Genomic DNA, 13764 nt, shown 5'->3' with positions numbered 1-13764 from the left:
TATAATTACATTGAAGATAAATTTTGCCTCTGCTCCCCCCTGCCCCCCTTGATAAGGGGGGTGCCGATAGGCGGGGGGATCTCCCTTGATAAGGGGGGTATCTGATAATTTTTAACGCCTACCTACTTATCTCACCATTAAGATAACTGCTATAATTATTCGATTTAAGAGCCAAAAGTAAAACTAGAAATATAGAGAGCTTAGTAACAAGCTCTCTATAAAGTTTAGGTCTTTTACCACTTATCTTCCAGACTAGGATCTGTTAGCAGTATTCAAGCTACCCACTTGAATATTCAGATTAATTTTTTGTCCTCCCCGGCTAATTTCTATGGGTAAATTATCGCCGATTTGAGTGTTAGCCACAATTTCTCGAACCGCATCGGGATCGGTGACATTCTTACCACCTACAGACTTTAACACATCACCCGATCGCAATCCTGCTGCTGCGGCAGGAGAATCTCTCATCACTCGCACTAACAAGACACCAGAATCATCGGGGACAGTCCAATTATCAGCCATGGGACTATCGGCTAATTGTTCTTTTACCTCTGGAGTTAACTGCACCATTTGAACACCCAGATAGGGATGTTCCACCTTACCCGTGGCGATTAATTGTTCAGCGATTCTTTGGGCAGTTTTAATCGGAATAGCAAAACCTAAACCCTGGGCATTTTGAATGATAGCGGTGTTAACTCCGATAACTTCTCCCCGAGCATTTAACAAAGGTCCGCCAGAATTTCCGGGGTTAATTGCCGCATCAGTTTGCAGAAAATCTACCAGTTTATCACTAGCACCAATTTGGGAGCCATTGCGTTCCTTGGCGCTAATAATCCCCGTGGTGACAGTGTTATCTAATCCCAAAGGATTACCGATAGCGATCGCCCATTCTCCCACCTGTAAACTATCAGAATTACCTAATTTAACCGTGGGTAAATTGCTCGTTTCTACCTGTACCACTGCCACATCAGTTAAAGGATCACTACCTAAGACTTTGCCATCAATGGTGCGACCATCTTTGAGGGTGACAGTCACCTTATCTGCTCCCTCGACAACGTGAGCATTGGTGATAATTTTACCGTCATTACTGATAATAAACCCCGAACCTGTACCTCTTTGAACTTGTTTTTCTCCTCGCTCTGGTATTTGAGAACCGAAGAAGCGACGGAAAACAGGATCGTTAGCAAATTCGCCTAAATCATCGCCTCCATTGACTTCCCTAGAAGCATTAATTCTTACCACCGCCGGCCCCACTTCTTGCACCACAGAAGCGACAAAATTGGTAGGAATAACCAGAGACGAGGGAGCGGCTGCCGCTGGTGCGGAGGGGCGAGGATTATTGGTAGCGGTGGCAATATTTTGGGCTAATTCTAGAGGATTTTGACTGTAGGCATAGGTGGCACCGATACCTAACCCGGCACCCAAAACCAGTAAGGAGGAATAGGCAAAAAGTTTTTTCATTGCAGAAGATTTGGAGCGTTTAGGATTGCCTTCGTTGCTCGGGGAAATATTATCGTTAAAAATATTGTGAGTCATAGTTTTTACTGTTTAACCATTTTGAGAAGGGAATAAAAGTCAGTCCTAGTAATCGTGGGTGTGAGAGGAGTGTTTCGGAAAACGGCTTGGGACTGACTATCTCTAATCTAGGCGGGGGATATGAACTTACTGTGACGCAGACATGAACTTTTGATTACAAGCTCATTGTTTTATAGTTTTTGACAGCTATAAGCATTAATACGCATGGCACAAGTGAGATGCTCCTCAGCAGAATAGACTCACTACTATGGCACAATTTAATTTTTGGGTTGCATTAATTAACCTAATCTAGGGAAGATAACAATAGAAAAAACGGAATTATGAGGATAGTTTTATGTTTTGTTAGCCTTTGGAATGCAGGAGAAAAGCCAATAACCAACCGCTTGCTAAACCGCTTAGATTTGTAACCGCAACGAGAAGAAAAAAGTACCAGTACCCGTACGCATAATATTTTTGACCAACATATTTTTGATCAACCAAACCCAACAGAGATCCTAACCACAACATAGCTAAAAATAAAATACTACCACCACCAATCAAAACACCAATTAAAGATACAATGATTGCAAAAAAATAACTTAAAATTGACGAGACAAAAGGCATTAATCTTTCATCCAAAGTAAAAAAATATGTTGAGTGTATCCCCATTGTCCAGCCTTCCCTCCAACCACCTATCGAACCCAACGTCAAAAATATAGCAAATGACCCAAACCAAGAACAAATAGAAGAACCCAAAAGCAAAAGAGCACTACCTGACGAAGGATTATTATCGGACTCGCCCACAACGCATACGCCAACCACAACGCCAAATACAGCCAAGGCAGTCTGCCACCAAGGGGCTTGGTTGAAACCGAGAATATAACCATTAATAAACAATGCAAATGAGGACATTAGCAGCTCCCAGGGAATATCTTTGCGTTTTCCCAGAACAGAATTTTGAGCAGACTTTGGGTTAAATTTTGGTGTTGATTTAGCCACTTCTTGCTCTTTTGGGAGCTTAACTGATCGCGGAGGATTGACTATTTCTTGAGGATATTTTTCTTCTACAGCAGGTGGGATATTAACTTTTTCTTGAGGATATTTTTCTTCTACAGCAGGTGGGATATTAACTTTTTCTTGACGATATTGTTCTGGTACAGGAGGCGGTGGTAATTCCAATTGTTGTAACCAATCGGACATGGACTGAGGGCGGTTTTCTTTTTCCAAAGCCATGCCCAGAGTAATGGCTTTGTTAAGATGATCACTTAAATTAGGATTAATTTCTTTCGGTGATGTTAAGGGACGATTCTCTAAACGGCGTTCCATTGAAGGAGTCGGTTTTTGTCCGGTGACAGCATAATAAAAACTGGCGGCTAGGGCGTAAATATCCACGCTCGGCTGACGATTGGCCTTGCTACCTTTATAAACTTGTTCATAGGGGGCAAAACTGGGATTTGCGGCATAATCCGTCGAACTACTACCAGCCGGAATAATCTCTTTAGCAATGCCAAAATCAATCAAGATAGCATTCCCATTGGGTTGAATCATAATATTGCCAGGGTGAGCGTCTCGGTGTACCATTCCTGCTTGATGAACCACCTCTAATGCGCTGCCAATTTGCCGAATATATTTTAAACATTCCGCTTCCGATAATTTTCCTTGAGTTTTCACCCTTTCCATCAAAGTTTGACCCTGAATAAAATCCATCACCAAACAGGGAACTTGACCTTCAGTAAAAAAATCGGAAACACGGACGATATGGGCATGGGGAGTCTGGGAAAATTTGGCTAACTTGAGTGCTTCCGCCTCAAATTGTCTAACATAATACTCGTATTCCGTATCTCTTTTCTGCAAAATATCAGGAGTTTTGATCACCACTTCCAGGGTGAGTTGGCGATGACGTGCTTTATAGGTCAGGCCAAAACCTCCCCGTCCCAAGACCTCAAGGATCTCGTACTTGCCATTGTGGAGGAGTTGTCCCGCTTGCCAAACCATAGAATTTTGCAATAGTTATTTTTATCATACCAAAAAATCTGCTTTTGTTTCAAAATTGGCTTATGTTTTGGTATTTGAGTTTGTAGGGGCGAAGCATTCGGATAAGAAATTTACGGTTTCAGCGATAGGTTATTGCCCAAATGCTTCGCCCTTACGGGAGTTTGGTGGTGCTTAAGTTTACACCAATGGCACGTCTTGCATCCCATTGTGGTTAGTGAGTTTATCGAACTGCAATCGCCCTTGATTCTTTTAAGGTTTAGAACTAGGAGAAGATTGGGGAGAACCTGTCGGAGTTGGTTGAGGAAATAAAATTTGCTTAATTTTATCTGTCACCCCAATAGATGTTAAAAAAGTCAAGGAAAGAGCCAGTAAACCTGTTGTTGCTGTCACTGCTGTCCAATTAATAACAATGGGTTGAGATATTTTAAATTGTTCTGGTTTGGGAATAGACAAACCTAAATCCTTAAACCATGCTTGCACTGACTGAGGACGTTTATCTATGTCTAATTCCAATGCCCAAAGAATGGCTTTGTTGATATTAGGGCTGATTTTTGAATTGTAGGTTTTCGGCTCAATTAAAGGCTGATGATCAATTTTTCGAGTCATCGCATTCACTGGAATTTTACCCGTTAAAAGCTCGTATAACACGGCTCCTAAACTATAAATATCGGTAAAAGCTCCGCGTTTAGCATCACGAGAATAACACTCAATAGGCGCAAAACCTGATGCTAATTCTTGGGTACGAGTTTTGGTTAATTCCTCATCAAAATCTAAGGCTAAACCAAAATCAATTAAGACCGCTTCTGGTTTACCAGTCCGAATCATAATGTTACCCGGTCGAATATCTCGATGCAGAAAACCGCGACTATGTACCACCATTAAAGCCTGTCCAATCTGCTCAATGTAGCGTAAGGCTTCTTTTTCTGGTAAAATTTTTGTTGAGCGCCGATCTAAGGTCGTCCCATCAATATATTCCATAACCATGCAGTTAGCTTTACCCTCTGAAAATAACTCTTTAACTCGCACGATATGAGGATGATCACAACCTTTTAATTTACTCGCTTCCTGCCAAAAAAGTTTCTGTAAACGCTTAGACTCCCACAATTTAAAACCCACATCCCTCGGCGTTTTGATCACTACTGAATCACCATTGCGATCGCTGGCTCGATAGGTAATGCCAAATCTTCCTTCACCCAATACTTCCTGAATCGTGTACTGGCCATCTTTAATTTTCTTGCCCAGATCCCAAACCATTAACTCCTAGCTCCTCTGCTCACAAACATTAATTAAACTTATTTTAATAGCGATGTCATTTTCCTAGAAGTATAACCCAATGTGGTGTTAACGACCGACGACCGGCGACCCAATTAGATAAATTTGACCCAATCTTAGGTTTTATGGCTAGGATTGTCTCTTGTCTTTTTTCTCCTCCTGTCTCCTCATCTAAGGGAAGATTTTTGATTTTTACAGGATTTCTATTAATCTTTCAGCAATTCTAGGCGATAACGATACAAAGCCACCGGACGATTCGGCGCCTGGAAATAATCAGGGGATTGGGGGGAAAGATAAATGGCTGTCACCTGATCGCCTAGAATTTTATTAGGAGATAATAGCTGATAGGCGGTTGTGGTTTCCACCTCATTAAGATAAGTGTTGGTTTCTCCCCGGAAAATTTGTTGACTGATTTCTGTGGCAATAAATTGATTTTGGCTAGGAGTTTCGCTATTTCTGGCAATTACCGTGGAAATTAGTTGATGAGCGCCGCGTAAAAAGGTAATCTGACGATTGGGATTATTAGGGTCAGTTTTTACCGATAATACCGATTGATTACCTAAGTAGGCGCGACTAATTGCTAAACCATTAAAGGATCGATCGGCCACAATTGATGGTTTACTGATAATAGTGGATAAAAAGGCAGCATTTATCGGTCTGGAAATAGCTTTCTCGATGAATCTCACCGGAAACTCGATCGATTTTTCTAGGTAACGACGATTACTTTCAAAACCGGGTGTGATAATCTGGGGAGAAAGAGGAGCGGTTAAATCGATTAGGGTACTGGTGACAGTCCAACTGCCTACCATCCAATCGGGATAAACTAAATCTCCACTGGCAAAACTAACCACTGGTTTAGTCATCCAGCGAGGATAATTAGTTAAGCGATCGCTTAAATTTCCCGCTATAGACAATTCTAAATGGTTACTACAGCCTAAAATCAATACTAACAAGAACAAAATTATCCTTTGCATGGGTAAAAATATTTTTTAAGTAATATTCTTTAATTATGAACGATTTGATCAACTCCCAAGCCGTTAATCTCGATTCGGCAGTAATTCCCATCGCACCCACTGGTTTTAAATCCGGTTTTATTGGCATTATTGGTCGTCCTAATGTGGGCAAATCTACCCTGATGAATCAATTAGTGGGACAAAAAATCGCCATTACTTCCCCCATCGCTCAAACTACCCGCAACCGTTTGCGCGGCATTGTCACCGACGAGCGCTCCCAGATGATTTTTGTCGATACCCCCGGCATTCACAAGCCCCATCACGAATTAGGCAAAGTTTTAGTTAAAAATGCCGAAAACGCCATAAACTCTGTAGATTTAGTTTTACTTGTTGTCGATAGTAGTAATTTTTTGGGCGGTGGCGATCGCTATATTGCCGATTTACTGACTAAAAACCAAACTCCCACGATTTTGGGGCTAAATAAAGCCGATCAGCAGCCGGAAGACCCGGAGCCTATCGACGATAGTTATCGTACCTTAGCGGCGGAAAATAACTGGCCTCTGCTCAAGTTTTCGGCACTGGAGGGGACGGGAATCCCAGAACTGCAAAATCTGTTAACTGATTCCCTGGAAGTCGGTCCCTACTACTATCCCCCCGATTTAGTCACCGATCAGCCGGAAAGGTTTATTATGGGCGAATTAATCCGCGAACAGATTTTACTGCAAACCCGTCAGGAAATTCCCCATTCTGTGGCGGTGGTGATTGAACGCGTCGAGGAAACTCCCGCTTTAACCAAGGTTTTTGCCGCCATTAACGTGGAACGAGCTTCCCAAAAAGGGATCGTCATCGGTAAAAATGGCAGTATGTTAAAAGCGATTGGCTCTTCCGCTCGATCAGCTATTCAAAAGTTAATCGCTGGGGAGGTATATTTAAAGTTATTTGTGAAGGTAGAACCGAAATGGCGACAATCTCGCTCACTTTTAGCAGAATTTGGCTATCGCACCGAGGAGTGAATTGGGGTGTGGGGTGTAGGGTGTAGGGTGTAGGGTGTGGGGAGAAGCTTTTTTCAGTGATCAGTAAACAGTGAACTGAAAACTCACATCTGATAACTGAAAACTCACATCTGATAACTGAAAACTCACATCTGATAACTGATAACTCACATCTGATAACTGATAACTCACATCTGATAACTGATAACTGATAACTGATAACTGATAACTGAAATGACCGATATTAAAACCCTAATTAAACAGGTACACCAAGAGGCAAAAAAAGAGGATTTTCCCATCGATACCCTAATTTACCAAGAGGCAAAAAAAGATCCCTTTGAACCAGTTTTGTATGCTGGTAATCTTGCTAGTCAGTTATGCTTTTTTGGCCGGGATTTAGGACGAGATGAAGTGTACGCGGGACAACCTTTGATCGGGGCTGCTGGTAGAATGGTAAGAGAGGGATTTTTTCAAGCTTGGCAGGGGAGAAAATCCCATGATCGTCAAGAGCTATTATCGGTATGCGATCGAATTTTCCTAACTAATACAGTTCCCTACAAACCCCCGGGTAATAAAGCTTATTCTGGGGAAGTGAAAGATCGTTTTCGTCCATTTATAGAAAAACTGCTCGTTTTTTATTGGCAAGGTGATCATATCATTCCCCTTGGCACGGAAGCTTTTAAATGGTTTGAACCCTACGGTAAACCCAAAGAAGTAGATAAATTCTATCTTGATAAAGAACGCTTTACCAAAAAACTCCTAGTTACCCTCACCGCTACCGATGAAGATGGAGTAAAACAGCAAAAGAAAGTGACTTTATTGCCTCTCCCTCATCCCTCTCCTCTCAATCAAAGATACTATGCTCTTTTTCCTGATTTATTACAAAAAAGATTAACTGAATTTGCCTTTTAACTAATGAGAATTTACGGCAATCGTCCCATAAAAACCCTAGCAGGACAATTAACCCGTCCGACGACAGCAAGGGTGCGAGAAGCTTTATTTAATATCTGGCAACAGAAATTATCTGGCTGTCGTTGGTTGGATCTTTGTGCGGGTAATGGTTCCATGGGTGCGGAAGCTTTATGTCGAGGTGCGAGTCTAGTAATCGGAATTGAACAATCAGGACGCGCTGGCGAAATTATCAAGGAAAATTGGCGCAATTTAGCAACTTCTCACCAGCAATTCCAGGTAATTCGGGGAGATGTAGTAACAAAGTTAGCCACTTTAGCGGGGAAAAGTTTTGATTTAATTTATTTTGACCCTCCCTACGAAAGCGGGTTATATTTACCGGTACTAACTGCCATCTCTCAATCTAATTTATTAGATTCTCTGGGGGAAATTGCCGTGGAACACAATCCCAAATCTTGGCAAGCAATTAATCTAGAAGGTTTAACCATGTGTCGTCAAAAACGCTACGGCAATACTACGTTAACTTTTTATCAAAAAGCATATGAATTATGAATTATAAATTATGAATTATAAATTATGGTTCTTCCGAACTTACACTGTAGAAAATTCCCCAAGCTCCCTCTCTGTCCAGCAATGCTCTAAAGTTGATAAATATCAATCTAACAAAAACTCAAAGCTTTATTATACAAGCTTTACAATCATAAGTTGTTGATAGTTTTACATGACAGGTTCGGTAGAGCCTAAATTATGAATTATAAATTATGAATTATGAATTATGAATTATGAAGTGGGGAGAAGGGAGAATAAATAAAAATAATCTCCTGACGACCTGCTACTGACTCCTGAGACTCCTGACCCCTGCCGACCGCCGAAAATGGTCAATTTTATTGGGCAGTCCGGAAAAAATTATTATTTCTCAACAAAATCACATAATTTGTCACTTTTCTTGACAATCATCCTGAGTAAAGCGAGAAACTTTCTGGCAACCGCAGTTAATCACGCCATTTTCAAGCTATGTAAACAAAAATCAGAGCTTATTTCGATAAAATTCGCAGTAAATAGGCTATAGCCTCCTAAAACACTTAAATCCCTTCTCCTCGTCCTTTTTTTGACCTAAAATTACCCCGAAGTTTCCTGACACGGCAGCTTAACCATCTCCCCTTAACCCTTGCTGCTCCCCAGATTATCCCCTAGTTTTTGTATAAATTTATACCCGACTATTTTTGTCGGGTATATTTGACACCAAGATTTTGCCGGTGATAGGATGCTTGTAGATTCAGTTGACGGCAAGACAGGAAAATCATGACCCTAGCGACAAACATCGAAACCTCAAAATTCATCCCCACCTTTACCCGCTTGGTTTCTAAGGAAGGAGGGACTTCTTACCCCCTGAAAGCGCTGAATATCTGCGAAGAAACCTTTGCCCCCCTAGAAGTGGACTACGATTACGACCTCATCCGTCGCACCGTTACCAGAGAAAGCATTCAAGCAGGTCCCAATTCCATCTGGCGCTATCGTTCCTTTTTGCCAGTGGAAAGTGAAAATCCTATCGATGTGGGTACGGGTATGACTCCCCTAGTTAAATCCCACCGTTTAGCCCGGCGCTTGGGTCTAAAAAATCTCTACATTAAAAATGATGCCGTCAATATGCCCACTCTCAGCTTCAAAGATAGAGTGGTATCCGTCGCCCTTACCCGGGCCAAAGAATTAGGTTTTACCACCGTTTCCTGTGCTAGTACGGGAAATCTGGCCAATTCCACCGCCGCTATTGCCGCTCACGCTGGTTTAGACTGTTGTGTTTTCATTCCCTCCGACTTAGAAGCGGGTAAAATTCTCGGCACCCTAATCTATAATCCCACGGTCATGGCAGTCAAAGGCAACTACGATCAGGTTAACCGTCTCTGTTCAGAAGTGGGCAATACCTACGGTTGGGGTTTTGTCAATATCAATCTGCGTCCCTACTATTCCGAAGGTTCCAAAACTTTAGGCTTTGAAGTGGCTGAACAATTAGGCTGGAAACTACCCGACCATATTGTCGCACCTTTAGCCAGTGGTTCCCTCTTTACCAAGATTTATAAAGGCTTCCAAGAATTCGTTAAAGTCGGTTTGGTGGCAGATAAAGCAGTGCGTTTTAGTGGCGCTCAAGCGGAAGGTTGTTCCCCCATTGCCCAAGCTTTCAAGGAAGGACGGGATTTTGTCGCCCCAGTTAAACCCAATACTATCGCCAAATCGATCGCTATTGGTAATCCCGCCGATGGTGTTTATGCCCTTGATATTGCCCGTAAAACCGGCGGCAATATTGAATCCGTCACCGATGCCGAAATTATCGAAGGTATTAAACTTTTGGCAGAAACGGAGGGCATTTTCACGGAAACCGCCGGCGGTACGACTATCGCTGTCTTGAAAAAATTAGTAGAAGCGGGTAAAATCGACCCCGAAGAAACCACGGTCGTTTATATCACCGGTAATGGTCTAAAAACCCAAGAAGCGGTACAGGGTTATATCGGTGAACCCCTGTTAATCGAACCGAAATTAGAAAGTTTTGAACGGGCCCTAGAACGTTCCCGCACCCTCGAACGCCTCGAATGGCAACAGGTTCTCGTCTAGAATTGATACTAAGGGATGATGGGGTGATTATCCTCTTGCCTCATCTCCACAAGCAATTTAAATTTGCGCGCAGCTTCCCGTCCTTTCCACTTTTCCCTTTAATATCTATGGCCGTAAAAGTTCTCGTTCCCACTCCCCTGCAACAATTTACAAAAAATAAGGCTACCGTCGAGTGTAGTGCTAGTAATGTCGGTGGTTTAATCGAATCCTTAGAAGCAAGTTTCCCCGGTATTAAGGCCCGCTTATGCGATGAAGATGGGACACCCCGGCGCTTTTTAAATTTCTACGTCAACAGTGAAGATATTCGCTTCCTCGATGGGACAAAAACCCCCTTAAAAGATGGCGATGAAGTCAGTATCGTTCCTGCAGTGGCTGGAGGTTAATCTCCCCATAAGTTTGTTTTCCGTCAATTGTAATTAAACCCCTAGAAAGTGATGTTTTCTGGGGGCTTTTGTTTAGGTAAGTTCTAGTTAGGGTTGGCTGAAAAACCTAATCTTTGTGTCCTTTTTGCCTTTGTGGTTGTTCATTAGTTATATTTAATCTACTATCTGTATCCCTTGCTGACTGCCTATGGCTCCCTACACCATTTTCTACTATCTTTGAGCAAACTGGCGAAAGATAAGGAGTTAAAACTATGCCTTTAAGTTGGAATGAAATTAAAAATCGCGCCATCGCTTTTCAAAAAGAGTGGGAAGAAGAGACTTCAGAAACAGCAGAATCTCAGTCTTTTTGGAATGATTTTTTTCATGTCTTTGGCATTTCACGGCGTAGGGTAGCCAGTTTTGAGCAACCGATCAAAAAAGCAGATAATAAACAGGGTTTTATTGATTTACTCTGGAAAGGAACGATTTTAGTTGAGCATAAATCGAAGGGGAAAGATTTAGAAAAAGCCACACAACAGGCTAAGGATTATTTTCCCAATTTAAAGGAACATGAGTTACCGCGTTATATTTTAGTCTCGGATTTTCAACGGTTTAAATTATATGATTTAGATTCGGGTAATAAATGGGAATTTGAATTAAATAATTTTGTTGATAACGTTCATTTATTTGATTTTATTGCGGGTTACGAAAAGCGAGTTTATAAAGACGAAGATCCCGTCAATCTCCAAGCTGCCGAGTTAATGGGAAAACTTCATGATTGCCTGAAAGAAATTGGTTATATGGGGCATGATTTAGAAGTTTGTCTAGTGCGTTTATTATTTTGTTTATTTGCCGATGATACGGGTATTTTTAACAAGGGGATTTTCTGGGAATATATCGATCTACATACCAAAGAAGATGGCAGTGATTTGGCGATGCACATTGCTTCTATTTTTCAGGTTTTGAATACATCAGAAGAAAAAAGATTAAAAAATCTCGATGAAAATTTAACTCAATTTCCCTACATAAATGGCAAGTTATTTGAGGAGTCATTACCCTTAGCGGCTTTTGATAGCAAGATGCGAGTCATGTTATTAGAAGCTTGTCCTTTTGATTGGGGAAAAATTTCCCCTGCTATTTTTGGCTCTATGTTTCAAGCGGTAATGAATCCAAAAGAACGACGTAATTTAGGGGCGCATTATACCTCCGAGAAGAACATTCAAAAGGTGATTAAACCGTTATTTTTAGATGATTTACACAGAGAATTTGAGAAGATTAAAGGCAATCGCAATAAATTACTAGAATTTCAGAAAAAGATTGCTAATTTATATTTTCTCGATCCTGCCTGTGGTTGCGGCAATTTTTTAATTATTACCTATCGGGTGTTACGAGATTTAGAGATTTTGGTATTACAGGAGTTAAATAAAACGGGGCAGTTAGTAACAGATATTAGTACCATTATTCAGGTAGATGTTAATCAGTTTTCTGGTATTGAATACGATGAGTTTGCGGTGAGGGTGGCAGAGGTGGCGATGTGGTTAATTGATCATCAGATGAATATTAAAGTTAGTAATACTTTTGGTCAATATTTTGTGCGTTTACCATTAAAGAAAGCGGCAAAGATTGTTCATGGAAATGCCTTGCGGATTGATTGGGAGGAAGTTATCTCAAAAGAGAATCTCAATTTTATTTTAGGAAATCCTCCTTTTGTTGGTGCGATGATTATGAACGATGAGCAAAGGAATGATATGGCTTATGTTTTCGACGGTGAGAAAGGAATAGGCGTTTTAGATTATGTGTGTGCATGGTATATTAAGGCTGCTCAAATAATTCAGGGCAATAGAATCAGGGTTGCTTTTGTTTCCACAAATTCTAGATCTCAAGGGGAGCAAGTTGCCTTACTTTGGAATATTCTTTTTCAAAAATATCAGTTAAAAATTCATTTTGCCCATCGTACTTTTAAATGGAGTAATGAAGCCAAAGAAAACGCGGCAGTTCATTGTATAATTATTGGCTTTGCAAGTTTTAATATAACAAATAAAATCCTCTTTGATTATGAAGATATTCAAGGTGAATCATTAGTTGTTCAGTCGAATAATATTAATCCCTATTTAGTTGATGGAAGTGACATCATTATTTCTAATCGAAGTTTTCCTTTATCTAATGTTCCATTAATGCGTTTTGGTAGTATGCCAAGAGATGGTGGTAATTTTATTTTTACAGAACTGGAAAAAGAAGAATTTTTAAAATTAGAGCCGAAGGCAGAAAAATGGATTAGACCTTATACAGGAGCGCAAGAATTTATTAATGGTTATAGTCGCTATTGTCTATGGTTACTTGATATTTCTCCCAGGGAATTAAAGACATTACCAGAAGTCATCAAAAGAGTAGATAAGGTTAAAAATTTTAGATTAAAAAGTAAAGCCGCTTCTACTCGTAAATTTGCGGCGACACCTACTCTATTCTGTCAAATAGCACAACCCGAAACGAATTATTTACTTGTTCCCCGTGTCTCATCTGAAAGAAGAAAATATATTCCAATAGGTTTTATGAATAAAAATGTGATTGGTAATGATCAAGTTTTATTAATTCCTAATGCAAATCTATATTTATTTGGTATTCTTACTTCAGAAATGCACATGGCATGGGTTAAATATGTGTGTGGCAGATTAAAAAGCGATTACCGTTATTCAAAAGATATTGTTTATAATAACTACCCCTTTCCAGAAAATATCACCGACAAACAAAAACAAACCGTCGAAACTTGCGCTCAAGCTGTGCTAGATACTAGGGTAAAATATCCTGACAGTAGCCTTGCGGATTTATACGATCCTTTAACCATGCCTCCCGACTTGCTCAAAGCTCACCAAAAACTTGACAAAGCCGTTGATTTGTGTTATCGTCCCCAACCTTTCACCAGTGAATTAAACCGTATTGAATACCTCTTTGAACTCTACGAAAAATTAACCGCTCCCCTACTCCCTACCAGCAAACAAAAACCCACGAAAAGAAAAAATCCTCAATAACGAAGGCAGGAGACAGGAGACAGGAGACAGGAGACAGGAGACAGGAGACAGGAGACAGGAGGCAGCTTTGTTCTCCCCACTTCCCCATCACCCCACTTCATAATTCATAATTCATAATTCATAATTCCCCACACCC

10 protein-coding genes are annotated in these 13764 nt (G+C 40.8%); 6 read left to right on the top strand and 4 right to left on the bottom strand.

All coding sequences use genetic code 11. The features are described 5' to 3' along the window. Positions 1 to 252 precede the first annotated feature (252 nt). The 4 genes from IQ234_RS15950 to IQ234_RS15935 all read right to left on the bottom strand — a co-directional run bounded on the left by IQ234_RS15950 (position 253) and on the right by IQ234_RS15935 (position 5753). Positions 253 to 1533: an HhoA/HhoB/HtrA family serine endopeptidase gene (locus IQ234_RS15950; protein ID WP_193957797.1), complete on the bottom strand. Its 1281-nt coding sequence runs from the start codon at positions 1531 to 1533 to the stop codon at positions 253 to 255. 342 nt (positions 1534 to 1875) lie between these two features. After that, positions 1876 to 3507 carry a protein kinase domain-containing protein gene (locus IQ234_RS15945; protein ID WP_193957796.1) on the bottom strand — a complete coding sequence of 544 codons (1632 nt, stop codon included), beginning with the start codon at positions 3505 to 3507 and terminating at the stop codon, positions 1876 to 1878. Positions 3508 to 3756: 249 nt separating this feature from the next. Then, positions 3757 to 4761 carry a serine/threonine protein kinase gene (locus IQ234_RS15940; protein WP_193957795.1) on the bottom strand — a complete coding sequence of 335 codons (1005 nt, stop codon included), beginning with the start codon at positions 4759 to 4761 and terminating at the stop codon, positions 3757 to 3759. A gap of 224 nt (positions 4762 to 4985) precedes the next feature. Beyond that, positions 4986 to 5753, bottom strand: a complete 768-nt coding sequence (locus IQ234_RS15935; RefSeq protein ID WP_193957794.1) for a DUF6816 family protein — start codon at positions 5751 to 5753, stop codon at positions 4986 to 4988. Positions 5754 to 5788: 35 nt separating this feature from the next. Between IQ234_RS15935 and era the strand changes: the two genes are divergently transcribed. The 6 genes from era to IQ234_RS15905 all read left to right on the top strand — a co-directional run bounded on the left by era (position 5789) and on the right by IQ234_RS15905 (position 13628). Further along, the gene (gene era / locus IQ234_RS15930; RefSeq protein WP_193957793.1) at positions 5789 to 6745 is read left to right on the top strand and encodes a GTPase Era; all 957 of its coding nucleotides are present in this window, start codon (positions 5789 to 5791) and stop codon (positions 6743 to 6745) included. A gap of 213 nt (positions 6746 to 6958) precedes the next feature. Continuing rightward, on the top strand, positions 6959 to 7636 hold the full coding sequence (locus IQ234_RS15925) for a uracil-DNA glycosylase family protein (protein ID WP_110580362.1): 678 nt from the start codon (positions 6959 to 6961) through the stop codon (positions 7634 to 7636). Positions 7637 to 7639: 3 nt separating this feature from the next. Continuing rightward, complete coding sequence (gene rsmD, locus IQ234_RS15920; RefSeq protein ID WP_193957792.1) at positions 7640 to 8185, top strand: 16S rRNA (guanine(966)-N(2))-methyltransferase RsmD; 546 nt, start codon at positions 7640 to 7642, stop codon at positions 8183 to 8185. Positions 8186 to 8935: 750 nt separating this feature from the next. Then, positions 8936 to 10240 (top strand): threonine synthase, encoded by a 1305-nt coding sequence (thrC, locus tag IQ234_RS15915; protein WP_002783420.1) that lies wholly within the window; start codon positions 8936 to 8938, stop codon positions 10238 to 10240. Positions 10241 to 10347: 107 nt separating this feature from the next. Then, on the top strand, positions 10348 to 10623 hold the full coding sequence (locus IQ234_RS15910; RefSeq protein ID WP_193957791.1) for a MoaD/ThiS family protein: 276 nt from the start codon (positions 10348 to 10350) through the stop codon (positions 10621 to 10623). A 251-nt stretch (positions 10624 to 10874) separates the two neighbouring features. Beyond that, positions 10875 to 13628, top strand: a complete 2754-nt coding sequence (locus IQ234_RS15905; RefSeq protein ID WP_193957790.1) for a class I SAM-dependent DNA methyltransferase — start codon at positions 10875 to 10877, stop codon at positions 13626 to 13628. The last annotated feature ends 136 nt before the right edge of the window (positions 13629 to 13764 follow it).

The organism is Microcystis aeruginosa LEGE 91341, from assembly GCF_015206885.1.
GTDB lineage: Bacteria > Cyanobacteriota > Cyanobacteriia > Cyanobacteriales > Microcystaceae > Microcystis > Microcystis aeruginosa_H.
The sequence above is the reverse complement of the archived record's forward strand: the minus strand, read 5'-3'. Positions and strand labels throughout refer to the sequence as shown.